Source organism: Caulobacter sp., assembly GCF_049283275.1.
Lineage (GTDB): Bacteria > Pseudomonadota > Alphaproteobacteria > Caulobacterales > Caulobacteraceae > Caulobacter.
Genome location: NZ_JBAPVS010000106.1, coordinates 1 through 24256, shown reverse-complemented (window position 1 = coordinate 24256; position 24256 = coordinate 1). Strand labels below are relative to the sequence as shown.

Genomic DNA, 24256 nt, shown 5'->3' with positions numbered 1-24256 from the left:
CGCCGTTCCCTAGCGCTTGACGGCGACGGGCGCCGGGCGGGCGGCGGCGGGGCCCGCGATGCGCACCGCGTCGTTGTCGCCCAGGAAGCCGGCGCCCTCGACCACGACGCGCTCGCCGGCGTTCAGGCCTTCGGCCGACGTCATGTCGGCGTTGCGCGCCAGGATGTCGATGCGCCGGAAGCGGGCGTGGTCGTTGGGGCCGACCACGAACACGCCCGGCTGGTTCTGGCGATACAGGATGGCGGCGGTCGGAATGGTCGGGGCGGGGCGGTTGCCGGCCGCGATCTGGGCGCGGGCGAACATGCCCGAGCGGAAGCCGCTGCCGGGCGCCAAGCTGATGCGGGCCAGGCCGACCCGCGTCTGGATGTTGACCTCGGAGGTGACGATGCGGACCGTGCCGGTGGTCTGGCCGACTTGGTCGGAGGTCACCGTGGCCGGCATGCCGGCCTTGATGGCCAGCAGATCGGATTCAGGGATTTCGGCGTCCAGCTCCAGCCGGCCGTCGCGGACGATGCGGAACAGCTCGGCGCCGGCCGAGACGATCTGGCCCTTGGTGACGCTGCGGCGGCTGATCAGGCCCGAGACCGGCGCGCGGATCGCGGCCTGGCCCAGGCGGGCGACGGTTTCGTTGCGTGAGGCGTCGGCGGCGGCCAGTTGGGCGAGGGCTGTCTGCTGGCGGGCGGTGGCGGTGTCGAGCGAGGCCTGCGACAGGTAGCCCTTGGCCTGCAGCTCACGCGAACGGCCCAGCGCCGCCTGGGCCTCGGCCAGGGTGGCCTTGGCGCTGGCGACGGAGGCTTCCTGCTGACGCAGCTGGGCGCGCAGCATGGTGTCGTTGAGGGCGACCAGGACCTGGCCCTGCCGGACGATCTGGCCTTCCTCGGCATTGACCGACACGGCGGTCAGACCGCCGGTCTCGGCGCCGACGGGAACCTCTTCCCAGGGCGTGACGGTGCCCGAGGCGTTGATGATCCGCGGCAACGACTGAATGCTCACCACGGCCACGCTGACGGTCTGGCTGGCGGTTGGGGAAGGCTTGGTCGCCTTGGCTTTGGCCTTGTCGCCATGGTCGCACGCGGTCAGCCCCAGGGCGCCGATGCAGAGCACCACGGGTAACGCAGTCGAACGCAGGCCGCGTTGTTTGATCCGTTGATGCACGACCACCTCAGCTCCGATTTATTGAACAGCCCATGCCTTCTAGCCGAGAAACACTGTCCACCGGATTAAATGATCGTAAGGAGGCGAAGCTAGATCAGATCAGCCCATTTGAACGGGGCCGCTCGCGCCGTCCAGCGTTCCAGGCGCCGATCAAACGGGCGCCATCATCGGATAATTGATCAGACTGTCGGCGGCAGGTCCGAGGCGGCCAGATCGGATGAGATCTTCCACAGGTCGATCGCGCCCTCCGTCGCGTGGCGGTCGATCTGCGCCAGCTCCTCGGCCGTGAAGTCCAGGGTGTTCAACGCCGCCAGCGAGTCTTCCAGCTGGGCCACGGTCCGCGCGCCGATCAGGGCCGAGGTGACGCGCGGGTCGCGCAGCACCCAGGCCAGGGCCATCTGGGCCAGGCTCTGGCCGCGCGTCTTGGCGATCTCGTTCAGGGCCTGGATGCGAGCCAGGTTCTCCGCGCCCAGCATATGGCCGCCCAGCGAACCGTCGCGAGCAGCGCGGGAATCCCGAGGCACGCCGCCGAGGTACTTGTTGGTCAGCATGCCTTGGGCCAGGGGCGAGAAGGCGATGCAGCCGACGCCCAGGTCCTCCAGCGTCTCGAGCAGCGCGTCCTCGATCCAGCGGTTCAACATCGAATAGGAGGGCTGGTGGATCAGCAGCGGCACGCCCTCGCTCTTGAGGATGGCGGCGGCCTGACGGGTCAGTTCGGGCGAATAGGACGAGATGCCCACGTACAGCGCCTTGCCCTGCCGGTGCAGGTGGGCCAGGGCGCCCATGGTCTCCTCCAGCGGCGTGGTCGGGTCGACCCGGTGCGAATAGAAGATATCGACATAGTCCAGGCCCATGCGCTTGAGGCTCTGGTCGCAGCTGGCGATCAAATATTTGCGCGAGCCGCCGATCCCGCCGTACGGGCCCGGCCACATGTCCCAGCCGGCCTTGGTGGAAATGACCAACTCGTCGCGGTGGGCGGCGAAATCGGTCGCCATCACCTTGCCGAAGTTCTCTTCGGCCGAGCCGTAGGGCGGGCCGTAGTTGTTGGCCAGGTCGAAGTGGGTGACCCCCAGGTCGAAGGCTCGACGCAGGATGGCGCGACCCGTCTCGAAGACGTCCTCGCCCCCGAAGTTCTGCCACAGGCCCAGGGAGATCGCCGGCAGGTCCAGCCCGCTGCGGCCGGTGCGGCGATAGGGCATGGCGTCGTAACGGGTGGCGGCGGCGACGTAGGGCTTCTGCACGGGGAAGGTTCCTGTGTGGGGAGGCGCGGGGTGCATGGAATGGCGCGGAAAGCGCCGGCTGTCATCCCATCTGTCGCAGGCGCGACGTCCGATCAGGCGTCGCGGCGAGCGGACTCGGACTCGGTGTCGGGCGAGGCGGCGCGGATCAGCTCCAGCACGTCGACCAGGATGATCTGCATGGCCTTCTGGGCGGCCTCGGCGTCGCGGGCGAAGATCGCGGTGGCCACGTCCTCGTGCGAGGGGATCGAGGCGGTGCGGCCCTTGATGCGGTTGGTGAAGCGGATCGAGATGCGCAGGGCGGTGTTCACCAGCTCGTGCAGGTCGCGATAGAACGGATTCTTGGTGGCGTTGAGAATCGAGACGTGGAAGGCGATGTCGGCCGACAGCGGGTCGTCCTCACCGCGAGCGGCGGCCTTCATGCGGTCCAGGGCCCGGCGGATGCCTTCAAGCCCGGTCTCGTCGGCGTTCCGGGCGGCCAGGGCGGCGGCGGCGGGCTCGATGCCCAGGCGCATCTCCGTGAACTCGGCCAGCAGGCGCAGCGAGAACTTGCGCTCCAGCATCCAGCGCAGGACGTCGGGATCCAGCAGGTTCCACTCGCTCTCGGGCTCGACCACCGTGCCGTGGCGGGGGCGGGCGCTGAGCAGGCCCTTGGCGGTCAGCATCTTGACGGCTTCGCGCGTCACCGTGCGGCTGGCGCGGTATTGCTTGGACAGCTCGCCTTCAGTGGGAAAACCGATCTCGACGTATTCACCCGTGACGATGGCCTGGCCCAGGGACTCGACGAGTCCATAGGTCAGGCTGAGGCCCGGCTGCGTACGGATCACCAAGTTGTCGCCCCCAAGCGCTTCTCGAAAACGGTCGTCACCGAAATAGGCCTGATCTTGTGTAGCGCGCTTCGTTCATGCCCGGAACAATCAAGTCGAAGAGGAAAACCCCGCCACGGACCGTGACGGGGCTCCAGGTTCAGACGTGAACGGTCATCAAAAACGACGCCGCCCGCCCTTGTCGCGGGAAACCCACTGGGCCAGGCCGAAGATGGCGACGGCGTAGATCGCCAGGATGACGAAATCGATGGTTTTCACTGGCCCCCCTTAGGGCCGTGTTCTTGTCGTGGCGCTTGGACTGTCGTTAGCGGGTGGTCTGGTCGGCCCAGGCCGCCACCAGGGCCTTGGCCCGCTGGCTGACCTCTTCGGCCGTGTAGCCTGGGCGATAGAGTTCGCCGCCGACGCCGATGCCGGCGACGCCGGCCTCGATCCACGGCTTCAGATTGGCCGCGCCGACCCCGCCGACGGCATAGACGGCGATGTCCTTGGGCAGCACGTCGCGCACGGCCTTGATATGGCCGAAGCCGTAGGTGCCGGCCGGATAGAGCTTCAGCGCCTTGGCCCCGGCCTTGACGGCGACGAAAGCCTCGGTGGGCGTGGCGAAGCCGGGCATGACGGTCAGGCCCCGGGCGACGGCGTGCGAGATCACCGAGGCGTCAATATTGGGGGTGACGATCAGCTTGCCGCCGACGCCCGCCACCTGGTCCACGGCTTCCGGCGACAGCACCGTGCCGGCGCCGCAGAGGACCTTGTCGCCGAACGCGGCGCACAGCTTGCCGATGGTCACCAGCGGATCGGGCGAGTTCAACGGCACTTCGATGGCTTTGATCCCGGCCTCGACCAGGGCGGCGGCGATGTCGACGATCTCGTCGTGCTTCACCCCGCGCAGGATGGCGACGATCGGCGGGGTCTGGACGCTAGGCAAGGACATGAACTCCACTGTTCTGAGCTGACGACAACGTTGTCAATCCGGCCAGGACGGCGGCATCGCCGTCGACGGCCACGCTCGAGCCGCCCAAGGCCGCGATGGCTTGTGCATAGAGGGCGCTCAGGGTCGGGGCCCCGATCAGCGACACCTGGCCCAGATCCCCAAACCAGCTTGAGGTGGTTGCGGCATCACTGGCGATCAGCAGACCGGACAGGAAGCCCATGGCTTCGTCCTTGGGCAGGCCGTCCAAGAGTTGTCGGCTGCGGGTCTCGAAAATCAGGTGCGGCAGCCGCGCGGGGCCTTGTTCGACGATCCGGGCGACGCCGCGGGCGAATCCCTCGGGGGATTCGGGTCCGTCTTCCAAGGGCGCTCCAGGCGCGGCCTTGGCCAGGATCGAGTGGTCGCGCAGCAAGGCGTAGAGTTCGCCGACCGGGGCGGTCAGGAAGCTGGTGATCGCCCCATCCTCGACGACGACCCACTTGGTGTGGGTGCCGGGCAGGGCCAGCAGACGGCGACCGCGCTTGAGCGTCGGGTCAAGTTCGAGCGCGCCCAGGATCTGGGTCTCCTCGCCGCGCATCACGTCCGGTCCGCCCAGGGCGTTGCGGCACGACAGGCCCGGGACGATGGCCACCGGCAGGCCGTCGGCGTCGAGATGCAGAAGACGCTCGCGGATGTCGGCGGCGCTGGCCGGGCAGGGGGCGTAGGCGGCTTCCCGCCAGCCGTTGCGCGACCCGACCATGCCGCACAGCAGGGCCAGCGATGGTCCAGCCTCGCGCCAGTCGCCGACCAGGTCCAGGAAGGTGTCGCGCGGCGACCGCGTCAGCGCCCCGATGCCCGGTCCGTCGCGGCGGTCCAGCACGCTCTTGCCCTGGCGCAGATAGAGCCGCAGGCGCGAGGTGCCCCAGTCGCCGAAGATCGTGACCGAGGAATCCATGGGGTTCATGTCAGTGGGGCTCCCGCGTGACGACTGAGCCGCTGGGCCCGACTAGGACGTCCAGGTCGCAGCCCTTGTCGGCCTGCCGCACCTGGTCGATGTGGAGTTTGGCGTAGCCGCGCGACGGCCAGCGGACCGCCGACGTCGGATTCGGGCGAGACGTGCAGGATGATGGTCCCGAAGGCCGTGCCGCTGATGCGGGCGTCGCTGATGCGGGCGTCGCTGGTGCGGACCATGTCCTGACGCCCTTCTCCAGCAGCTTGGTCGGCAGGGGCATGTTGCCCACTTCCGGCATGCCCGGATAGCCCTTGGGGCCGCAGCCCTTGAGCGCCTCCGTTCCGCAGACCATGTTCTTCCCTGACGCCACAGGCGACAGATACGGGCGCCCGGTGTCGGGCATTTATAATATAATATTGATCAAGGCAAACCGCTCCTTCCTCCGCCTGTGGGGGAGGGAGCCGGATCTCGGATCTTCGATCGCAAGGCCGATCGCGCCTAGGCCAGCGCCACCAGCTTCTTCACGATCAGCTGCGCGGCGTTCACGCGCTCGCCGCCGGGCTCCATCACTTCCAGGTGCACGTGGTTGGTGATCCCCGGATAGTGCTTCTGCAGGCTCTCGACGCTGCCGATCACCTCGCCCAGGCGAACGGTCTGGCCGACCTCGACGCCGGGCTTCACATAGAAGGCGCGAGCGACATAGCCGAGGGCCGGGTTGCTGATCTCGACGAACTTCAGGTCGCTGGAGCCGGCGTAGGCGTAGCCGATCTTGGTGACATAGCCGGAGATCGGGGCCTGGACGTCCTGGCCGGCCGTGGCCACGTAGTCGACGCCTTCGTGCTCGCGCGCGCCGCCGTCGCGGCGGGCGCCGAACTGACCGTCGCCGAACTCGTCGTGTCCGCGCGGGGCGCCGCCGGTCGGATTGGCGAAGTCGGGCGCGCCGTCGCCGTCGAGGTCCGAACCGCTCCAGACCAGCTCTTGGCGAACCGGCTTCTGCGGCTTGGCGGCCATCTCGGCCAGCAGGCGGCGTAAGGCGGGCGACGAGCCTTGCGGGGCCCTGTGCGGGTTCTCCATCGCCGCCACCACCATCGGAGCGAAGACCAGGGCCAGGCCCAGCGCGCCGCGCGCCAGCGGGGCGAGTTTCTTCGCGGTCGATGTGTGCATTAATTCGTCCTGGATCGTTTCGGGGCCTGAAGCGTTGGTTCGAATAACGGCCAGATAAGGCAAAGACGTGGCGACTTAAACGCGACTGGGCGTCGCGCGTCGATTTGTCTGTATAGCGGGATATACGAAGCGTTACTTTAGAGCATGCTCCGGATCGGTGGAGATTTCGGAGATCAGCGTTCTTCCTCGCCCCTCCAAGCTCAAGTGCGAGTGGCCGTGTTCAAGCAGCACCGCGTCCAGGGGCGATAGTTCGATCTCGCCGCCGGGGCGAAGGATACGCAACCGGTCCAGCACCAGGACCAGGGTCACCCGCGCCCTGGCGGCCACTTCGCTGGCGCCGGCGACGGTCAGCCGGCGGGTGCGCGCCCGCCAGGCGCCTCGCCGCACCATCACGTTCAGGTCGCTGATCGGCCCGTCTGTCAGGCGCGCCGAAACCTGGGCTTCGCCGGGAAAGGCCAGGGGCGGGGAGGCGGCGTCCAGGGCCAGCATCCGGTCGTCGACGGTCAGCAGAAGCCCCGCGCCGTCGATCACCGTCAGCACCCGATCCACGTCCGGAAAGGTCGAGAACGGTCCGTCGGCGGCGATCTGCGCCAGGCTGATCCGCCACTCGAAGCTGTCCAGGTCGGCGTCCGGCGGAAAGGCGGCCACCTCGCGCGTGACGCCGCCGCCGTTCTTCCACGGCATGGCGATCCGGTCGGCGGCTCTCAGGACGCGCATCTACTTGATCCGCTCATCCCGGCGAATGCCGGCGTCGAGATGGAATGGCTTTGAGGCTGACGCCATCGACGCTGAGCATCTCCAATCCGCGCTCCGCCATGGGATCCGGGCCCCGGCATTCGCCGGGAAGAGCGGAGAAGAGGGGAGTATGGCTTACAAAATACCAGGCAGGTCCAGTCCATGCTCGCGGGCGCAATCCTTGGCGATCTCGTAGCCGGCGTCGGCATGGCGCATGACGCCGGTGGCCGGGTCGTTCCACAGCACGCGCGCGATGCGCTTGGCGGCGGCTTCGGTGCCGTCGCAGACGATGACCATGCCGGCGTGCTGCGAGAAGCCCATGCCCACCCCGCCGCCGTGATGCAGCGACACCCAGGTGGCGCCCGAGGCGGTGTTGAGCAGGGCGTTCAGCAGCGGCCAGTCCGACACCGCGTCCGAGCCGTCGCGCATCGCCTCGGTCTCGCGGTTGGGCGAGGCGACCGAGCCGCTGTCCAGGTGATCGCGGCCGATCACGACCGGGGCCTTCAGCTCGCCCGAGGCGACCATCGCGTTGAACGCCAGGCCCAGGCGGTGGCGGTCGCCGAGACCGACCCAGCAGATCCTGGCGGGCAGGCCCTGGAACTTGATCTTCTCGGCGGCCATGTCGAGCCAGTGGTGCAGGTGCGGATTGTCGGGGATCAGTTCCTTGACCTTGGCGTCGGTCTTTCGGATGTCTTCGGGATCGCCCGAAAGCGCCACCCAGCGGAACGGCCCGATGCCCCGGCAGAACAGCGGGCGGATATAGGCCGGCACGAAACCGGGAAAGTCGAAGGCGTTGGCCACGCCCTCCTCCAGCGCCATCTGGCGGATGTTGTTGCCGTAGTCGACGGTGGGCGTGCCGGCGGCCTGGAAGTCGAGCATGGCCTGGACGTGCACCGCCATCGAGGCGCGGGCGGCGCGGTTGACGGTCTCGGGCTCGCGTTCCTTGGCGAGCGCCCATTGGTCCAGGGTCCAACCGGCCGGCAGGTAACCGTTGATCGGGTCGTGGGCGCTGGTCTGGTCGGTCAGCAGGTCTGGGCGGACGCCGGCGGCGAACATTGCCGGCAGCAGCTCGGCGGCGTTGCCCAGCAGGCCGACCGAGATTGGAGTCCGGTTTCGACAGGACTCCTCGATCCAGGCCAAGGCCTGGTCCAGGCTCTCGGTCGCCTTGTCCAGATAGCCGGTGCGCAGGCGCATCTCGATCCGCGAGGGCTGGCACTCGATGGCCAGGCACGAGGCCCCGGCCATCACCGCCGCCAGGGGCTGGGCCCCGCCCATGCCGCCCAACCCGGCCGTCAGCAGCCACTTGCCCGCCAGGTCGCCGCCATGGTGCTGGCGGCCCATCTCGACGAAGGTCTCGTAGGTGCCCTGCACGATGCCCTGGGCGCCGATATAGATCCACGAGCCGGCGGTCATCTGGCCGTACATGGCCAGGCCCTTGCGATCCAGTTCGTTGAAGTGCTCCCAGGTCGCCCAGCGCGGCACCAGGTTGGAGTTGGCGATCAGCACGCGCGGCGCGTCGGGATGGGTGCGGAACACGCCCACCGGCTTGCCCGACTGGACCAGCAGGGTCTCGTCGTCCTCCAGGCGGCGCAGGGTCTCGACGATCTTGTCGTAGCTTTCCCAGTCCCGCGCGGCGCGGCCGATGCCGCCATAGACCACCAGCTCCTCGGGCCGCTCGGCCACGTCGGGGTGCAGGTTGTTCATCAGCATCCGCAACGGGGCCTCGGTCAGCCAGGACTTGGCGGTGAGCTCGGTTCCAGTGGCGGGGCGGATGACGCGGGTGTTGTCGAGGCGGGTCATGATGAAGTCTCGATAGAGGCTGGTGGGCCGCCCTCGTCCTTCGACAAGCTCAGGATGAGGGCTACTGAGAGCTGCTGTGCGTCATTCGAAACCTCATCTTGAGCTTGTCGAAGGACGAGGTTTCGGTCCGTGGTCAGGTGCTGTTTGCGAAGGCGATACAGGCTTTGAGAACGTCGCCAAGCGCGGCCTGGAGCGGCGCGGCGCGGGCGGCGGAATAGGGCGTGGGCCAATTGTCAGAGGTCAGCACCGCCGGCTCGTCGATGTAGCCGCGGCAGGCCAGCTCCATCTGGACGGCGTGGACGCCCTGGTCCGGCCGGCCATGGCGGCGGGTGATCCAGCCGCCCTTGAACCGGCCGTCGGTGACGCGCGGCAGGCCCGTGGCGTCGCAGGCGGTCTCGACCCGGAGGGGCAGGCCCGGATCGCAGGCCGCGCCGCCGTTCGTGCCGATGTTGAACTGCGGCAGCTCGCCGTCGAACAGCCGGGGCGCGCGCGAGCGGATCGAGTGGGCGTCGTACAGCACCACCTTGCCGTGGAGCGCGACCAGCCGATCGAGCTCGGCCTCAAGGCCGGCATGGTAGGGATCGAAGAACGTGATGCGTCGCCGAGCGATCTCGGCCGCGCTCGGCTCCTGGCCGTCGAGGTACAGCGGTTCACCGTCGAAGGTGTCGACCGGGCACAGGCTGGTGGTGGCCTGGCCGGGATAGAGCGACACGCCCGACGGGTCGCGATTGACGTCGATCACCGTGCGCGAGACGCCGGTGCGGATGACCGTGGCGTCCAGGGCGTCGGCGAAGGCGTAGAGCTGCTCCAGCCACCAGTCGGCGTCCTTTCGGGCCAGCCAGGGCGAGACCAGGCGCGCCTCGATGTCGGACGGGATGATCGTTCCGGCGTGCGGGATGCTGACGACCAGCGGAGCTTCGCCGCGCGTGACGTGGAGCCAGTCTGACGGGTTCACCCCTCCACCCCCGGCAGGTCGATGCTGGACGCCGCCACCACGACCGCGCCGGAGCGCACCAGGGCGTTGGCGGCCTCCATGTCCGGGTGGAAGTGACGGTCGTCCGACAGGTGCGGGACCTGGGCTCGCAGGATGCGGCGCACGCTTTCCAGAGCCGGGCTCGAGGTCAGGGGCGCATGGAAATCGCAGCCTTGGACGGCGGCCAGCAGTTCGATGCCGATCACCGCTTCGGCCGCCTCGACCATGGCCAGCAGACGCCGGGCGCCGTGGGCCGCCATCGAGACATGGTCCTCTTGGTTGGCCGAGGTCGGGATGGAGTCGACGCTGGCCGGATAGGCCTTCTGCTTGTTCTCCGACACCAGGGCGGCGGCGGTGACCTGCGGGATCATGAAGCCGGAATTTAGGCCCGGCTTGGGGGTCAGGAAGGCCGGCAGGCCCGAGCAGGCGGGATCGACCAGCATGGCGATGCGGCGCTCGGCGATCGAGCCGATCTCGCAGATCGCCAGGGCGATCATGTCGGCGGCGAAGGCCACCGGCTCGGCGTGGAAGTTGCCGCCGGACAACGCCTCGTCGGTGTCGGGGAAGATCAGCGGGTTGTCCGAGACGCCGTTGGCCTCGGTGGACAGGGTGACGGCCGCCTGGCGCAGCACGTCCAGCGCCGCGCCCATCACCTGCGGTTGGCAGCGCAGGCAGTAGGGGTCCTGCACCCGCGCGTCGCCCTCGCGGTGGGAGTCGCGGATCGCCGAGCCGGCCATCAGGGCGCGAAGGGCGGCGGCGGTCTCGATCTGGCCGGGCTGGCGGCGCAGGGTGTGGATGCGCGGGTCGAACGGCGTGTCCGAACCCTTGGCCGCCTCGGTGGCCAGGGCCCCGGTGACCAGGGCCGACTGGAACAGCCGCTCGGCGTCGAACAGGGCGGCCAGGGCGTTGGCGGTCGAGAACTGGGTGCCGTTCAGCAGGGCCAGGCCCTCCTTGGGGCCCAGGGTCAGGGGTTTGATGCCCGCTTCCATCAGGGCCTGGACGGCGGGCAGGCGCTGGCCCTCGATGAAGATCTCGCCGACCCCGATCATGGTCGCGGCCATGTGCGCCAGCGGGGCCAGGTCGCCCGAGGCGCCGACCGAGCCCTGGCAGGGCGTGACCGGCGTCAGGCCCTTCACGAGCATGGCTTCCAGCAGATCGGTGGTCGCCGGCTTCACCCCTGAGGCGCCTTGCGCCAGGCTCGCCAGCTTCAGCGCCATCATCAGCCGGATGACCGGGACCGGCGACGGCGCGCCCGTGCCGGCGGCGTGGGACAGCACGATGTTGCGCTGAAGGGTCTCTAGATCAGCATCGCCGATGCGGACGCTGGCCAGCTTTCCGAAGCCGGTGTTGATGCCGTAGACCGGCGCGCCCTTGGCCAGGATGCGCTCGACCGCGGCGGCGCTTTCCGCGATCACCGGACCGGCGCCGGGATTCAGCCGGGCGGGCGCGCCGCGATAGACGGCCTTCCAGTCCGACAGACTGACTTCACCGGGGTTGAGAACGACTTCGATCACGTGACTTCACCCTTCCAGACGCGGGCATGGAGCGGGTTGAAGCCCATGCGATAGACAAGTTCAGCGGGCCGCTCGATGTCCCAGACCGCCAGGTCGCAGGCCTTGCCGGCCTCCAGCGTGCCGACGCTCTCCAGCCGCCCGATCGCCCGCGCGGCCTCGCGCGTGACGCCGGCCAGGCATTCGTCGACGGTCATCCGGAACAGGGTGGCGGCCATGTTCAGGGTCAGCAGCAGGCTGGTCAGGGGCGAGGTGCCGGGATTGCAGTCGGTGGCCAGGGCCAGCGGGACGCCGGCGGCGCGCAGGGCGTCGATGGGCGGCAGCTTGGTCTCGCGCACGAAATAGAAGGCGCCGGGCAGCAGCACCGCCGTTGTGCCGGCCTGGGCCATGGCGGCGACCCCGGCGGCGTCCAGGTGCTCCAGGTGGTCGGCTGACAGCGCCCCGAACTCGGCGGCCAGGGCGGCGCCGTTCAGGTTCGACAGCTGCTCGGCGTGCAGCTTGACCGGCAGGCCGTGGGCGCGCGCCGCCTCGAACACCCGGCGGGTCTGGGCGGGGGTGAAGCCGATGCCCTCGCAGAAGGCGTCCACCGCGTCGGCCAGGCCCTCCGCGGCGACGGCGGGGATCATCTGGCGGCAGACCATGTCGATATAGCCGTCGGCGTCGCCGGCATATTCTGGCGGCAGGGCGTGGGCGCCGAGGAAGGTGGTGGTCACCGACACCGGGCGAGCGTCGGCCAGGGCGCGAGCGGCGCGCAGGCTCTTCAACTCGTCGTCCAGCGACAAGCCGTAGCCGGACTTGATCTCGATGGTGGTCAGGCCCTCGGCGATCAGGGCGTCCAGGCGGGGCAGGGCGCTGGCGACCAACTGGCCTTCCGACGCCGCGCGCGTGGCCTTCATGGTCGATACGATGCCGCCGCCGGCCCGGGCGATCTCTTCGTACGACGCGCCGGCCAGCCGAAGCTCGAACTCGTGGGCCCGGTCGCCGCCGAACACCAGATGGGTGTGGGGGTCGATCAGCCCCGGCGTGATCCAGCGGCCTTCGCAGTCGATGGTCTCACCCGCTTCGAAGCTGGGCGCATCGGCGGCGGGGCCGGCATAGGCGATGCGGCCGCGAAAGCTGGCCACGACGCCGTCCTCGACCACGCCGATTCCGTGGCCATGGGCGGCGAAAGTGGCCAGGCGGGCCTTGCTCCACACCCGATCGCAGCGCATGGCCAGGGATCTCCCGACGCCGGTTCGGTCTCTTGCCGACGGCTTCAATATGTATAGACATATTCGCGCGACCCGAGGATTGTCCAGTGAGCGACGACGCGTTTCCGTCAGAACCCGAGGCAGACGAGCCGATCTACACGCCGCCTCAGGAGGTCGAGGCTACGCCTCAGGCCGAGGCCGAGCGCGAACCTGAACGCGCGCCCCAGACGGCGCCTGCGTCCGGGCCCCAGACCTTGTGGTTCGAGCAGGCCCTGCTGGCCGACGGCTGGGCCAAGGCCGTGCGGTTCACGCTCACCGACGGCATGATCTCGCGCATCGACACCGACGTCGCCCGCCAGTCCGGCGAGACCGCGCACGGCCCGTGCCTGCCGGGTCTGCCCAACCTGCACAGCCACGCCTTCCAGCGGGCCATGGCGGGCCTGACGGAAACCCGAGGTCCGCCAAACACGAAAGGGGGCGGCGACAGCTTCTGGACCTGGCGCGAGCTGATGTACCGTTTCGTCGACCGTCTGGGTCCCGACGAGGTCCAGGCCATCGCGGCGCTCGCCTACATGGAGATGCTGGAGACCGGCTCGACCCGGGTCGGCGAGTTCCACTACCTGCATCACGACAAGGACGGCGGCGCCTATGCCGACCCCGCCGAGATGGCCGGGCGGATCGCGGCGGCGGCCGACGAGACCGGCATCGGCCTGACCCTGCTGCCGGTGTTCTACGCCCATGCCGGCTTCGGCGGCGTCGCGCCCGGCCAGGGCCAGCGGCGGTTCATCCACGACATCGACGGCTACGGCCGGCTGATCGAGGCCAGCCGCGCGGTGGTGGCCGGCCTGCCTGACGCGGTGGTCGGCATTGCGCCGCACAGCCTGCGGGCGGTGACCGGCGAGGAGCTGACGGCGATCCTGCCGCTAGCCGGCGCCGACCCGATCCACATCCACATCGCCGAGCAGACCCAGGAGGTCGACGACTGTCTGGCCGCCACCGGCGCGCGGCCCGTGCGCTGGCTGCTGAACAACGCCTCGGTCGACAAGCGCTGGTGCCTGGTCCACGCCACGCACCTGAACGCCATGGAGACCGAGCGCCTGGCCAAGAGCGGCGCGGTGGCCGGTCTGTGCCCGGTCACCGAGGCCAATCTGGGCGACGGCGTCTTCCCGACCCACGACTATCTGGCGGCCGGCGGGGCGTTCGGGATCGGCTCGGACAGCAATGTGCTGATCGACGCGGCCGAGGAGCTGCGGACCCTGGAATACGCCCAGCGTCTGACCCGAAGGGCCCGAAATGTGCTGGCCGGGGCGCCGGGGAGCTCGACGGGCGGGGCGTTGTTCCGCGCGGCGGTCAACGGCGGGGCCCAGGCCCTGGGCGTGGTCGGCGGTCTGCGGCGCGGGCGGCCGGCAGACTTCGTGACCCTGGACCGCGCCCATCCGGCGATGATCGGCCGCGACGGCGACGCTCTGCTGGACAGCTGGGTGTTCGCCGGGCGACACGGGGTCATCGACGGCGTCTGGCGGGGCGGCCGCCAGGTCGTCAGCGGTGGGCGCCACCAGGCGCGCGAGGCGATCCTGGCGCGCTATCGGACGGCGTTGGCCGATATGCTGTCTTGAAGGAGCGGGCTGGCTTGACGGGCTTGAAGGGCGGGACGCTTTACCAGCGCATCCGCGGGCAGATCGAGGACCTGATCCGCTCAGGCGCCTGGGCGCCGGGCCGCAAAGTGCCGTCGGAAACCGAGCTGATGGCCCAGTTCGACTGCTCGCGGATGACGGTCAACAAGGCCATGTCGGCCCTGGCCGAGGAGGGGCTGATCGTCCGCCGCCGCCGCGCCGGCTCGTTCGTGGCCCGGCCTCGCGTGCACTCCACCGTGCTCGACATCCCCGACATCCAGGCCCAGATCGTGGCGCGGGGCGAGACCTATCGCTTCGATCTGCTGGACCGGCGCCGCCGCAAGGCCAAGGCGGGCGACGCCGAGGAGATCGCCTTGGCGGCCGACGGCGAACTGCTGGTCCTGCGCGGGATGCATGTCGCCGGTGATCGGCCGTTCGCCCTGGAGGATCGCCTGATCAGCCTGGCCGCCGTGCCCGAGGCGGCCGACCTGGTTTTCGCCGAGGAAGCGCCGGGCGCCTGGCTGCTGCACCACGTGCCCTGGACCGAGGCCGAGAACCGCATCAGTGCGGTCGGGGCGGACGCGGCGACGGCGGCGCTGATGGTGTTGGACCCCGGCGCGGCGCTGCTGGCGGTCGAGCGTCGCACCTGGCGCGCGGGCGAGCCGGTCACCTGGGTGAGGCAGCTGTTCCCGGGCGAGGCCTATGACCTGGTGGCGCGGTTCGGGCCGGCGCGGTCTTGAACGCCCTATCCCATGGGGAGAGGGATTTACAAGAACCGCCCGTCGTCCACGGCTGAATCGTCCTCGACCATCGTCTGGATTGCCTGGACCGGGTCGTCGTGCAACTGACAGCGTTGTCGGAATCGAACGAAAAAAGCGGGGAGTTATGAACACCAAGGCCTTCTGCGCCGCGTTGCTGGCGACCACCCTTCTGACGTCCACGGTCTTGAACGGCGCGGCGTCCGCCGCAGACGCCAAGAGCACCGCCCATCCCGCCGTCTGGCCAGCCGCCAAGAGCCAGGGCCTGGTGGACGCCCAGACCGAGGCCTTCGTCGATTCCCTGCTGGCCAAGCTGACCCTCGAGGAGAAGGTCGGTCAGATGATCCAGGGCGATCTCAGCTCTGTGAAGCCCGAAGACCTGAAGACCTATCCGCTGGGTTCGATCCTGGCCGGCGGCAGCTCGCCGCCGCTGGGCGCGTCCGACCGCTCGCCGATCGGCCCGTGGGTCAAGTCGGTCGAGGCCTTCCGGGCCGCCGCCGCGCAGCGCCAGGGCGGCACGCAGATTCCGCTGATGTTCGGCATCGATTCCGTGCACGGCCACGGCAACGCCGTCGGGGCGACGCTGTTTCCGCACAACATCGGCCTGGGCGCGGCGCGCGATCCGGAGCTGATCCGCAAGATCGGCGCGGCCACCGCCCAGGAAACCGCCGCCAGCGGCTTCGACTGGGCGTTCGGCCCGACCCTGACCGTGCCGCGCGACGACCGCTGGGGCCGGACCTATGAGGGCTATTCGGAAGATCCGCAGATCGTCCGCGACTACGCCGGTCAGATGATCCTGGGCCTGCAGGGCGCGGTCTCCCAAGGCGGCGTCATCCAGCAAGGCCACGTCGCGGCCAGCGCCAAGCACTTCCTCGGTGACGGCGGCACCCACAACGGCAAGGACCAAGGCGACACCCAGGTTTCCGAAGCCGAGCTGATCCGCGTGCACGCTCAAGGCTATGTGCCGGCCATCAACGCCGGGACCCTGACCATCATGGCCTCGTTCTCCAGCTGGAACGGCGAGAAGATGCACGGCAACAAGAGCCTGCTGACCGACGTCTTGAAGGGCCGGATGGGCTTTGACGGCTTCGTGGTCGGCGACTGGAACGGGCATGGCCAGGTGGCCGGCTGCACGCCCAAGACCTGTCCGCAGGCCGCCAACGCCGGGCTGGACATGTACATGGCGCCCGACAGCTGGAAGGACCTCTACGCCAACACCTTGGCCCAGGCGAAGTCGGGCGAAATCCCTATGGCCCGCATCGACGACGCCGTGCGCCGCATCTTGCGCGTCAAGGCCAAGCTGGGCCTGTTCCAGCAGGCGCGGCCGCTGGAGGGCAAGGAGGCCGTCATGGCCTCGGCCGAGCACCGCGCCATCGCCCGCCAGGCGGTGCGCGAGTCGCTGGTGCTGCTGAAGAACAACGGCGTCCTGCCGGTGAAGGCCAGCGCCAACATCCTGGTGGCCGGTTCGGGCGCCGACGACATCGGCCAGCAGGCCGGCGGCTGGACCCTGTCATGGCAAGGCACGGGCAACACCAAGGCCGACTTCCCCAACGCCCAGTCGATCTATTCGGGCCTGAAGGAGACGGTCGAAGCGTCCGGCGGCACGGCGACGCTCAGCGTCGACGGCGGCTTCGATAAAAAGCCGGATGTTGCGATCGTGGTGTTCGGCGAGACGCCCTACGCCGAGGGCGTGGGCGACATCAAGACGCTCGAGTTCCAGCCGGGGACCAAGACCGACCTGGCCCTGCTGAAGAAACTGAAGGCCGCCGGCGTGCCGGTGGTGGGGGTGTTCCTGTCGGGCCGTCCGCTGTGGGTGAACCCCGAGATCAACGCCACCGACGCCTTCGTCGCCGCCTGGCTGCCGGGTTCGGAAGGCGGCGGGATCGCCGACGTGCTGATCGGCGACGCGGCCGGCAAGCCGCGCACCGAATTCCGAGGCAAGCTGTCGTTCAGCTGGCCCAAGACCGCCGGCCAGTTCGCCCTCAACCGCGGCGACAAGACCTATGCGCCGCAGTTCGCCTACGGCTACGGCCTGACCTACGCTTCCAAGGTTCGGGTCGGGACGCTGTCGGAAAAGCCGGACTTCACGATCGCCACCGACAACGTCAGCGACTATTTCGTCGGCGGCAAGACGCCGGCGCCGTTCGACTTCAAGGCCTCGCCGAGCACCGCGGTGCAGATCCGGCCGGTCGACGCGGGCAATGTGCAGGAGGCGGGCCGTCAGCTGATCTTCTCGGGCGACAAGCTGGCCACGGTCTCGCTGATCGCGGACCAGGCGTTCGATCTGTCGTTCCAGACCAACGCCGAGATGAGCCTGCTGGTGGACTACCGCCTCGACACCCAGCCGACCGGGCCGGTCACCCTGGCGATCGGGGCGGGCAAGCTGGACGTCACCCCGGTGCTCGCGGCCTCGCCGGTGGGCGAGTGGAAGCGGCTGAAGGTTCCGCTCAAGTGCTTCCAGGCGGCCGGCGCCGACGTCAAGGCCGTGACCGCGCCGTTCGCCTTGTCGACCGCAGGCAAGCTGACGGTGTCGCTGCAGGGCGTGAAGCTGGTCCCCGATCCGGCCGGCGCGATCTGCCCAGCCAAGGCTCAATAGACGGTCTGGCGAGGCGGTCCGGCTTGCGCTGGGCCGCCGTTAACCAGCAACGTATTGACCTTCAAAGGCATTGTCTCTCTTGAGGAGAGGCAGCGTGCCCGATGTCGCGTATCAGGAACTGGCCGAGCTTTGGGCGGCGGTGTTTGGCGAACAGCCGTCCGTGGTCGCCGAGCCGGGCCTGACGGCCCAGATCCTGATCCGCTGCCTGCCTCAGGCGCCGCCTTACGGCTTCGAGGCCTAGGGCGAGTCCGAAGGCTAGGATGCATCAGCGTCTGAGACGAAAACCTCGTCCTTCGACAAGCTCAGGATGAGGTTTCCTACAGCTCGGACTTGAAAATGGTCCTCATCCTGAGCCTGTCGAAGGACGAGGACCACGCACCGCGCGTGACGATCGATACGCCCTAGACCGCCAGCACCTTGAGCCGCTCGCGCAGGTCGCCCAGTTGGTCCAATGGCATGTTCAGCTTGCAGAACAGCTGCTCGGGCACCGTCCTGGCCTTGTCGCGCAAGGCGGCGCCGGCCGGGGTCAGGGCGACGATCACGCGCCGCTCGTCTTCGGGATCGCGGGTGCGGGCCACCAGGCCTTGCGCTTCCAGGCGCTTGAGCAGCGGAGTCAGAGTGCTGGACTCCAGGTCCAGCGCCTCGCCCAGGGCTCCCACCGTCTGGGGACTGGCCTCCCACAGCACCAGCATGGCCAGGTACTGAGGATAGGTCAGGCCCAGGGCGTCGAGCAGCGGCCGGTAGAGCCGCGTCACCCGATTGGCGGCGCCGTAAAGGGCGAAGCACAGCTGACGGTCGAGGCGCAGGGCCTCGACCGGTTCGCTGCTGATCTTGTCAGTCTTCGAAGTCATGCGGCCCTTGTGGTGATCGCGACGTCGACATTGCCGCGCGTGGCGTTGGAATAGGGACAGACCTTGTGCGCCGTCGCAACCAGGGCTTCGGCCTCTTCCTGGGTCAGGCCCTGGGTTTCGACTTCCAAGGCGACTTCCAGCTTGAAACCGACGTCCAGCGGGGCCAGGCCGACGACGCCGGTCACGGTCGAGCCGGTCAGGCCGATCTTCTGCTGGCGGGCCACGTGGGCCATGGCGCTTTGGAAGCAGGCGGCGTAGCCGGCTGCGAACAGCTGCTCGGGATTGGTGCCCTGGCCGGTGCCGCCCAGCGCCTTGGGCAGGGCCAGGTTCACGTCCAGCAGGCCGTCTTCGCTGCGAGCCTTGCCTTCGCGACCGCCGGTGGCCGTGGCGCGGGTTTGATAGAGAGTGGACATCGGGTGCCTCCTTGGCGTTGTTCGATACTGGACGATTTAATCGTGCACGATTTAATATCAAGAGGGTGGGCGGAGTTTTTTATCGTGCGCGATCTTTTGCCCCGATCTGTCATCCCGGATCTTCGCTTCGCTGCGTCCGGATAACAGATCGGATCAAGCCGCCTTGGCCTTCGCCGCCGCGATCAGGGCGTTCAGCGCCTCAGTCGACGTCATTCCGCCCAGCAGCTGGCGCACGATCGTCAGGACGTCGGAATAGATCCGCTCGCAGACCAGGGTCTCGCCGTCGAACAGGAAGAAGGCCGTCATCTGGCAGCTGAACGGACGACCCGTGGCGGGCAGGGGCCCCAGCGGGCCCAGCTGCGTGCCTTCCAGCACGAACTCGACCACGATCCCGTCGTCGATGTGGCGCAGCGATAGCAGGGTGTTGCGCTGGTCGGGAAAGGTCTGGCGCGAGGTGGTGTAGTAGTGCTCGACATCGGGCCGGCCGTCATGGACCACGCCGGTGGCGATGATCTCGTAGTGAGGGTGGGGGAAGGTGGCCAGCACCTTGTCCCAGGCGTGGTCGATCTCGTCGGCCATGTGCTCGCGCACGATGGTCTCGCGCCGAAGGCGCAGGGCGTCCTGGGTCATGATCGAGCCTCCCGTCCGCTCTTCGGCGGCGTCGGAGACAATAGACCCGTCGGGCAAGGGGTTGGGAAGAGGCTCTTAAGCCGCCCAGGCGGCCCAGAAGCGCTTCAGCTGCGAGCGGGCGGCGCTTTCGGCGCCGTCGCCCAGGGCTTCCAGGCGCAGGAACAGGTCGCCGGCCTGGTGCGGGCCGCGGGCGGGCAGGCCTTGGCCGGGCAGGCGCACCAGGCCGCGGGCGGCGGCCTTGGTCGAGATCCAGACCAGGCGAGGGCCCAGGGCCGTGGCGACCTCGATCCGGCCCCCTTCGGCCAGGGCGCGGGCGTCCAGCCGCGCGGTCAGCCACAGGTCGCCGCCGCGCACCAGGGCGTCGGGATCGTGCTGGATCGCGACGCGGAAGGTCACGTTCTCGACCCGCACCTTGTCGTCCTCGCGCAGGCCGGCGGGTAGGGTCAGGCGCAGCTTGCGGGCGTCGAGGCAGAGTTCCAGAGAGCCGCCGGCGAAGGCCAGGGCGGTGTCGATCTGCAAGGTCGCCTGCTCGACCCGGACCGGTTCGGCGACGGCGGGCGGGAAATGGATCGGTCGCGTCGGAGCGTCCTGCAGCAGGCGATAGGCGGCCAGCACGTCGCGGAACAGCGCCGCGTCACCGCCGGGACGATCTGGGTGGGCGCGCTTGGCGGCCTCGCGATAGGCGGCTCGCAGCTCGCGCTCATCGGCGCCGGGCGCGACGCCGAGGATGGCGCGGGCGGCCTGCAGGCTGAGAACGGAGGATACGCCGGCGATCATGCCGCCGACCCTGCCGCCGTTTGGTCAACGGGGCGTTAAGTTAACTTTTTCAAGCATTTTCAGGTGTGGACGTCGGTTCGCGTGAAGAAAGCGCTCCGAGCGGTGTTAGCGGATCTGGCTGCCCATCAGCCAGGCCAGGCCGAAAATGCCCGCGACCCCGGCCGCGAAGACGATCACCGCCCACGAGCCGCTCTTGCGGTGCCAGGTGACCGGCACATCGACGTCCGGTCCCTCGACCCGCGCCCGCTCGGCGGCCTTGGCATGCAGCCGCCAGAGGTTCCAGGCGCCCCCCGCGAACAGGAACAGACCGCCGGCCGCCAGGATGATCCAGTCCTGGACGTCATCGCCCTTCCAGTCGACGGCCTCGACATAGCCGATCCACAGGCCGGCCGCGCACCACAGCGCCAGGGGGATCCAGGCCAGTCGCGCCCGCGTGCCGAGTTTCATCAGGGTGTCCTTCAAGTCTTGCGCGGCAGATGCGCGTGACCACCCCCGCGCGTCAAGCGCGGCCCCGTGCTTGGTCCTTTGGCGCTCGGTGTCCTATATCGATCTGATGACCGACACGCCCCTGATCCCCGCCTCGCCGTCCGAGGACGACTATGTCCGCCAGGTGACCGAGGCCGTGCCTCCGCCGCTGCTGCCGGAGGGCGACCCGATCCATCTGTTCGAGGCGTGGCTGGCCGAGGCCGGCAAGGGCGAGCCCAGCGATCCCAATGCGGTGGCCGTCTCGACGGTCGACGCCGACGGCCTGCCGGACTCGCGTATGGTGCTGCTCAAGAGCGTCGATGCCCGGGGCTTCGTCTTCTACACCAACACCCACAGCGCCAAGGGCGTGGAGCTGGCGGGCCAGCCCAAGGCGGCGCTGCTGTTCCACTGGAAGTCGCTGCGCCGCCAGGTGCGGGTGCGCGGCGTCGTCGAACCGGTCACCGAGGCCGAGGCCGACGCCTATTTCGCCAGCCGGGCCCGCCACAGCCAGCTGGGCGCTTGGGCCAGCGACCAGTCGCGGCCGCTGCCCGACCGCCTGGCCCTGGAGCGTCGGGTGGCCGAGATGGCGCTGAAGTTCGGCCTGGGCAAGGTGCCGCGCCCGCCGCACTGGTCGGGCTACCGCGTCGTGCCCCAGGTCATCGAGTTCTGGCGCGACCGCCCGTTCCGCCTGCACGAACGGCTGGTCTATGAGCGCGTGGGCGAGGGGTGGGGAACCAAGCGGCTGTTCCCCTAGACCCCGTACCGCGCCAGGAACGTCTCCACCGCGTCGGCGCAGATGTTCGCCAGGGGCCGGACCGGCTGGGTCTCGTCGCCCGCCGTCAGGCCCAGCACCAGCGTGGCGTGGTCCAGCAAGCCCAGCAGCTGGCCGGCGGCCCGGGCAGGGTGATCGGCCGCCAATTCGCCGGTCTCGATCAGGTCTTCGATGACCTGGATCGCCGCGCCGCCCAGGTCCTGATGGGCGCCGCGCAGGACATGGTCAGCCACCGCCTCGAAGCGTCGGCGTTCGCCGGCGACCATCCGGAACATGGCGCGGGTCGAGGGTTGCGCCATGAGGGTGGCATAGGCCCGGGCCAGGCTTGTGAGACGGGCGCGGGCGTCGCCCTTGGCCCGGACGCTTTCACGCACGGGCTGGGCCATGCGTCCGGTGGCGTCATGGACAACGATCTCGAACAGCTTGGCCTTGCTTGGGAAGTGGGCGTAGAGGGTGGCGGTGGACACGCTCGCCCCGCGAGCGATCGCCTCCATCCCGGCGGCGGAATAGCCTTCCCGGAGAAACACGCCGCGCGCGGCGGTCAGGATCTCGGTCTTCTTGCGTTCCGACCGATTGGGGACAGTGTCGACCTGCATGCGGGTGTGACTCGATCTGAGGTTATATCAACCATAGACTCTCAACCTAAGCGTAAGCAAGCGCGCTGGGCGCGACGCGGCCTGAACTTTCCGCTAAGGGGACGCCGACGCCCGGATTTCTGGCGATTTGACGAGGTTGGGGCGTGATCAAGGACGCGGAGACGGTTCGCGAACAGGAAGTGGCCGCCTGGATGGGCGAGCGGGCCGATCGGGTGATCGAGACGTCTTGCGCCCGGGTGTTCCTGGTCGGCGAGGCGGCCTGGAAGGTCAAGCGCCCGGTCAATTTCGGCTTTCTGGACTATTCCACCCTGGAACTTCGCCGCTGGTCGCTGGAGCGCGAGCTCAGCTTCAACCGCGCCGCCGCGCCCGACATCTATCGCGCCGTACGGCGCTTGACGCGGACCGACAGCGGCGGGGTCGAGATGGACGGGACCGGCGAGATCGTCGAATACCTGCTGGAGATGCGCCGCTTCGACGAGCAGGGCGTGCTGGCCCAGCAGCCCTGGGCCATCGACGACGCGCTTGAGGAGTCCCTGGGCCGCACCATCGCCCAGTTCCACGCCGGCGCGCCGCTGCGGCCGCAGGGCGGCGGGGTCGGGGCCCTGGGCTACACTATTGCGTCCAACGCCAACCTGCTGCGCGGCCTGGCCCCGCGCCTGGGCGCCCAGGCCGTCGAGCGGCTGATCGCCGAGACCGATCTAGCGCTGGAGCGGCTGGGTCCGCTGCTGAACGAACGAGCCGGGCAAGGGTTCGCGCGCCACTGTCATGGCGACCTCCACCTGGGCAACATCCTGGTCGAGGACAGCAAGCCGATCCTGTTCGACTGCATCGAGTTCAACGACTCGCTGTCGGACATCGACATCCAGTACGATCTGGCCTTCCTGCTGATGGACCTGGACTTCCGTCGCCGCCGCGACGCCGCCGGCCGGGTGCTGAACGCCTATCTGGACGAGGCCGCCCGCACCTTTGGCGAAGGCCTGTGGACAGGCCTTGCGGCTTTGCCGCTGATGCTCAGCGTCCGCGCCGCCGTGCGCACCCACGTCTGGGCCTACAGCGACGACGACGAAGCCGCGCGCGCCTATCTGGCCACGGCGCTGGAGCACCTGGCGCCCAAGCCGGTCAGCCTGGTGGCGACCGGCGGCTTCTCGGGCTCGGGCAAGTCGACCTTCGCCCGGGTCTGCGCGCCCGGCCTGGGCGCGGCGCCCGGAGCGGTGGTCCTGCGCACCGACGAAATCCGCAAGCGCCTGTGCGGCGTGCCTTCGCTGCATCGCCTGCCCAAGGACGCCTACACGCCGGAAATGAGCGAGCGGGTCTATGACGAGCTGTTCCGCGACGCCCGTCTGACCCTGGCCGGCGGTCGCTCGGTGGTGGTCGATGCGGTGTTCCTCAAACCCGAGCAGCGCGCCCGCGCCGAGGCCCTGGCCAAGGACGTCGACGTGGCGTTCCAGGGCGTCTGGCTTGAGGCCCCGCCCGAGGTGCTGCGCGCTCGCGTCGCCGCCCGCGTCAACGACGCCTCGGACGCCGACGTGGCGGTGCTGGAAAGCCAGCTGACCCGCGACACCGGCGAGATCGACTGGCGCCGCGTCGATACGGTCAGCGCCTTCGAGGACGAAGCCCGTGCCTTGGCGGAGACGATGGGGTAGGGGCTAAGACCCCGTCGCCGCCGTGCGACGCCCAGGCTTGCCGCGGACCGCCGTGCTGATCGACGACAGCAGATCGACCGGCCGGATCGGCTTGCCCAGGTGGTCGTCGAATCCCATCGCCAGGAAGCGCTCGCGATCGCCCGACATGGCCGAGGCGGTCAGGGCGATGACCGGGATCGCCGGATCGCCCGCCACGCCGGCCCGGATGGCGCCCAGGGCGGTGATGCCGTCCATCACCGGCATGTTGATGTCCATCAGCACCGCATCGAACGCGTCGGCTCTCGGGGTCTGCAGGGCCTCCAGGGCCGCCTGGCCGTCATCGACGATGGTCAAGGCCACGCCGGTGGCTTCCAGCATGGTGCGCACCACCACTTGGTTGATGGCGTTGTCCTCGGCCATCAGGATCCGCAGGGAATCCAGGTCTGGCCCTTCCTGATCCTCCAGCTCGTCGGTCGTCACGGCGGGCGTTGCGATCGGAACGGCGCGCAGGGTGAAGACGAACGCCGCGCCGCCCGACCCGGTTTTCGGGGGGGCGTTTTTCAGGACGCCGCTTTCCAACACCAGATCGCCGTCCATCTGACGGGCCAGGGCGCGCGAGATGGTCAGGCCTAGGCCCGTGCCGCCGTGGCTGCGCGAGACGGCGTTGTCGGCCTGGGTGAAGCTTTCGAAGATGCGGTCGTGGACGTCGGC

General features: G+C 69.2%; 25 protein-coding genes. 6 read left to right on the top strand and 19 right to left on the bottom strand.

Going from position 1 to position 24256, the window contains the following annotated elements; translation table 11 throughout:
• Positions 1-9 precede the first annotated feature (9 nt).
• The 12 genes from WAL33_RS05215 to hutI all read right to left on the bottom strand — a co-directional run bounded on the left by WAL33_RS05215 (position 10) and on the right by hutI (position 12473).
• The gene (locus WAL33_RS05215; protein ID WP_422179164.1) at positions 10-1161 is read right to left on the bottom strand and encodes an efflux RND transporter periplasmic adaptor subunit; all 1152 of its coding nucleotides are present in this window, start codon (positions 1159-1161) and stop codon (positions 10-12) included.
• Positions 1162-1334: 173 nt separating this feature from the next.
• On the bottom strand, positions 1335-2354 hold the full coding sequence (mgrA, locus tag WAL33_RS05210) for an L-glyceraldehyde 3-phosphate reductase (protein WP_422179182.1): 1020 nt from the start codon (positions 2352-2354) through the stop codon (positions 1335-1337).
• 134 nt (positions 2355-2488) lie between these two features.
• Positions 2489-3217: a FadR/GntR family transcriptional regulator gene (locus tag WAL33_RS05205; RefSeq protein ID WP_422179180.1), complete on the bottom strand. Its 729-nt coding sequence runs from the start codon at positions 3215-3217 to the stop codon at positions 2489-2491.
• Between the two features lie 307 nt (positions 3218-3524).
• A complete protein-coding gene (locus WAL33_RS05200) occupies positions 3525-4151 on the bottom strand; it encodes a 2-dehydro-3-deoxy-6-phosphogalactonate aldolase (RefSeq protein WP_422179162.1) in 627 nt (208 codons plus the stop codon).
• Positions 4138-5082, bottom strand: coding sequence for a 2-dehydro-3-deoxygalactonokinase (locus tag WAL33_RS05195; protein ID WP_422179178.1), 945 nt, complete (start codon positions 5080-5082; stop codon positions 4138-4140). The genes WAL33_RS05200 and WAL33_RS05195 overlap by 14 nt, the downstream gene beginning before the upstream one ends.
• Positions 5083-5087: 5 nt before the next feature.
• Complete coding sequence (locus WAL33_RS05190) at positions 5088-5402, bottom strand: dihydroxy-acid dehydratase (RefSeq protein ID WP_422179176.1); 315 nt, start codon at positions 5400-5402, stop codon at positions 5088-5090.
• Positions 5403-5577: 175 nt separating this feature from the next.
• Positions 5578-6243: a peptidoglycan DD-metalloendopeptidase family protein gene (locus WAL33_RS05185; RefSeq protein WP_422179160.1), complete on the bottom strand. Its 666-nt coding sequence runs from the start codon at positions 6241-6243 to the stop codon at positions 5578-5580.
• A 132-nt stretch (positions 6244-6375) separates the two neighbouring features.
• Positions 6376-6960, bottom strand: a complete 585-nt coding sequence (locus WAL33_RS05180) for a HutD family protein (RefSeq protein WP_422179158.1) — start codon at positions 6958-6960, stop codon at positions 6376-6378.
• Between the two features lie 153 nt (positions 6961-7113).
• The gene (hutU, locus tag WAL33_RS05175) at positions 7114-8778 is read right to left on the bottom strand and encodes a urocanate hydratase (protein ID WP_422179156.1); all 1665 of its coding nucleotides are present in this window, start codon (positions 8776-8778) and stop codon (positions 7114-7116) included.
• Positions 8779-8911: 133 nt separating this feature from the next.
• A complete protein-coding gene (gene hutG / locus WAL33_RS05170) occupies positions 8912-9733 on the bottom strand; it encodes an N-formylglutamate deformylase (RefSeq protein ID WP_422179154.1) in 822 nt (273 codons plus the stop codon).
• Positions 9730-11265: a histidine ammonia-lyase gene (gene hutH, locus WAL33_RS05165; protein WP_422179153.1), complete on the bottom strand. Its 1536-nt coding sequence runs from the start codon at positions 11263-11265 to the stop codon at positions 9730-9732. The genes hutG and hutH overlap by 4 nt, the downstream gene beginning before the upstream one ends.
• Positions 11262-12473, bottom strand: coding sequence for an imidazolonepropionase (gene hutI, locus WAL33_RS05160; protein ID WP_422179151.1), 1212 nt, complete (start codon positions 12471-12473; stop codon positions 11262-11264). Before hutI ends, hutH begins: the two co-directional genes overlap by 4 nt.
• Before the next feature lie 233 nt (positions 12474-12706).
• Here hutI and WAL33_RS05155 point away from each other — a divergent pair, with 233 nt between their 5' ends.
• The 4 genes from WAL33_RS05155 (at position 12707) to WAL33_RS05140 (ending at position 17660) form a co-directional block, all read left to right on the top strand.
• Entirely contained in the window at positions 12707-14068 is a 1362-nt protein-coding gene (locus tag WAL33_RS05155) for a formimidoylglutamate deiminase (protein WP_422179174.1), read from the top strand.
• Between the two features lie 23 nt (positions 14069-14091).
• Positions 14092-14805, top strand: a complete 714-nt coding sequence (gene hutC, locus WAL33_RS05150; protein ID WP_422179172.1) for a histidine utilization repressor — start codon at positions 14092-14094, stop codon at positions 14803-14805.
• A gap of 145 nt (positions 14806-14950) precedes the next feature.
• A complete protein-coding gene (locus WAL33_RS05145) occupies positions 14951-17419 on the top strand; it encodes a glycoside hydrolase family 3 protein (RefSeq protein WP_422179149.1) in 2469 nt (822 codons plus the stop codon).
• Between the two features lie 94 nt (positions 17420-17513).
• Positions 17514-17660, top strand: a complete 147-nt coding sequence (locus tag WAL33_RS05140; protein ID WP_422179147.1) for a hypothetical protein — start codon at positions 17514-17516, stop codon at positions 17658-17660.
• 160 nt (positions 17661-17820) lie between these two features.
• On the opposite strand, the gene WAL33_RS05135 is transcribed toward WAL33_RS05140, so the two are convergent.
• From WAL33_RS05135 to WAL33_RS05115, 5 genes are all read right to left on the bottom strand, one after another.
• Complete coding sequence (locus WAL33_RS05135) at positions 17821-18270, bottom strand: MarR family winged helix-turn-helix transcriptional regulator (protein WP_422179145.1); 450 nt, start codon at positions 18268-18270, stop codon at positions 17821-17823.
• On the bottom strand, positions 18267-18683 hold the full coding sequence (locus tag WAL33_RS05130; RefSeq protein WP_422179143.1) for an organic hydroperoxide resistance protein: 417 nt from the start codon (positions 18681-18683) through the stop codon (positions 18267-18269). Before WAL33_RS05130 ends, WAL33_RS05135 begins: the two co-directional genes overlap by 4 nt.
• 153 nt (positions 18684-18836) lie before the next feature.
• Positions 18837-19313, bottom strand: coding sequence for an ester cyclase (locus tag WAL33_RS05125; RefSeq protein ID WP_422179141.1), 477 nt, complete (start codon positions 19311-19313; stop codon positions 18837-18839).
• A gap of 75 nt (positions 19314-19388) precedes the next feature.
• Complete coding sequence (locus WAL33_RS05120) at positions 19389-20090, bottom strand: DnaJ domain-containing protein (RefSeq protein ID WP_422179139.1); 702 nt, start codon at positions 20088-20090, stop codon at positions 19389-19391.
• Between the two features lie 105 nt (positions 20091-20195).
• A complete protein-coding gene (locus tag WAL33_RS05115; protein ID WP_422179137.1) occupies positions 20196-20537 on the bottom strand; it encodes a hypothetical protein in 342 nt (113 codons plus the stop codon).
• 106 nt (positions 20538-20643) lie between these two features.
• Between WAL33_RS05115 and pdxH the strand changes: the two genes are divergently transcribed.
• Positions 20644-21309, top strand: a complete 666-nt coding sequence (gene pdxH, locus WAL33_RS05110; protein WP_422179135.1) for a pyridoxamine 5'-phosphate oxidase — start codon at positions 20644-20646, stop codon at positions 21307-21309.
• On the opposite strand, the gene WAL33_RS05105 is transcribed toward pdxH, so the two are convergent.
• A complete protein-coding gene (locus tag WAL33_RS05105) occupies positions 21306-21923 on the bottom strand; it encodes a TetR/AcrR family transcriptional regulator (protein ID WP_422179133.1) in 618 nt (205 codons plus the stop codon). The two genes, pdxH and WAL33_RS05105, sit on opposite strands and share 4 nt — an antisense overlap.
• Before the next feature lie 143 nt (positions 21924-22066).
• On the opposite strand from WAL33_RS05105, the gene WAL33_RS05100 reads away from it, so the two are divergent.
• A complete protein-coding gene (locus tag WAL33_RS05100) occupies positions 22067-23566 on the top strand; it encodes an AAA family ATPase (RefSeq protein WP_422179131.1) in 1500 nt (499 codons plus the stop codon).
• Positions 23567-23569: 3 nt separating this feature from the next.
• Here WAL33_RS05100 and WAL33_RS05095 read toward each other — a convergent pair.
• Positions 23570-24256, bottom strand: a 687-nt coding sequence (locus WAL33_RS05095) for a response regulator (protein WP_422179129.1), incomplete at its 5' end; no start/stop codon positions are given.

Excerpts from the sequence above, each read along its gene's own strand:
- mgrA (WP_422179182.1), bottom strand. The coding sequence starts at position 2,354 with ATGCCCTATCGCCGCACCGGCCGCAGCGGGCTGGACCTGCCGGCGATC.
- WAL33_RS05200 (WP_422179162.1), bottom strand. The coding sequence starts at position 4,151 with ATGTCCTTGCCTAGCGTCCAGACCCCGCCGATCGTCGCCATCCTGCGC.
- WAL33_RS05195 (WP_422179178.1), bottom strand. The coding sequence starts at position 5,082 with ATGGATTCCTCGGTCACGATCTTCGGCGACTGGGGCACCTCGCGCCTG.
- WAL33_RS05185 (WP_422179160.1), bottom strand. The coding sequence starts at position 6,243 with ATGCACACATCGACCGCGAAGAAACTCGCCCCGCTGGCGCGCGGCGCG.
- WAL33_RS05180 (WP_422179158.1), bottom strand. The coding sequence starts at position 6,960 with ATGCGCGTCCTGAGAGCCGCCGACCGGATCGCCATGCCGTGGAAGAAC.
- hutU (WP_422179156.1), bottom strand. The coding sequence starts at position 8,778 with ATGACCCGCCTCGACAACACCCGCGTCATCCGCCCCGCCACTGGAACC.
- hutI (WP_422179151.1), bottom strand. The coding sequence starts at position 12,473 with ATGCGCTGCGATCGGGTGTGGAGCAAGGCCCGCCTGGCCACTTTCGCC.
- WAL33_RS05145 (WP_422179149.1), top strand. The coding sequence starts at position 14,951 with ATGAACACCAAGGCCTTCTGCGCCGCGTTGCTGGCGACCACCCTTCTG.
- WAL33_RS05135 (WP_422179145.1), bottom strand. The coding sequence starts at position 18,270 with ATGACTTCGAAGACTGACAAGATCAGCAGCGAACCGGTCGAGGCCCTG.
- WAL33_RS05130 (WP_422179143.1), bottom strand. The coding sequence starts at position 18,683 with ATGTCCACTCTCTATCAAACCCGCGCCACGGCCACCGGCGGTCGCGAA.
- WAL33_RS05125 (WP_422179141.1), bottom strand. The coding sequence starts at position 19,313 with ATGACCCAGGACGCCCTGCGCCTTCGGCGCGAGACCATCGTGCGCGAG.
- WAL33_RS05120 (WP_422179139.1), bottom strand. The coding sequence starts at position 20,090 with ATGATCGCCGGCGTATCCTCCGTTCTCAGCCTGCAGGCCGCCCGCGCC.
- WAL33_RS05115 (WP_422179137.1), bottom strand. The coding sequence starts at position 20,537 with ATGAAACTCGGCACGCGGGCGCGACTGGCCTGGATCCCCCTGGCGCTG.
- pdxH (WP_422179135.1), top strand. The coding sequence starts at position 20,644 with ATGACCGACACGCCCCTGATCCCCGCCTCGCCGTCCGAGGACGACTAT.
- WAL33_RS05105 (WP_422179133.1), bottom strand. The coding sequence starts at position 21,923 with ATGCAGGTCGACACTGTCCCCAATCGGTCGGAACGCAAGAAGACCGAG.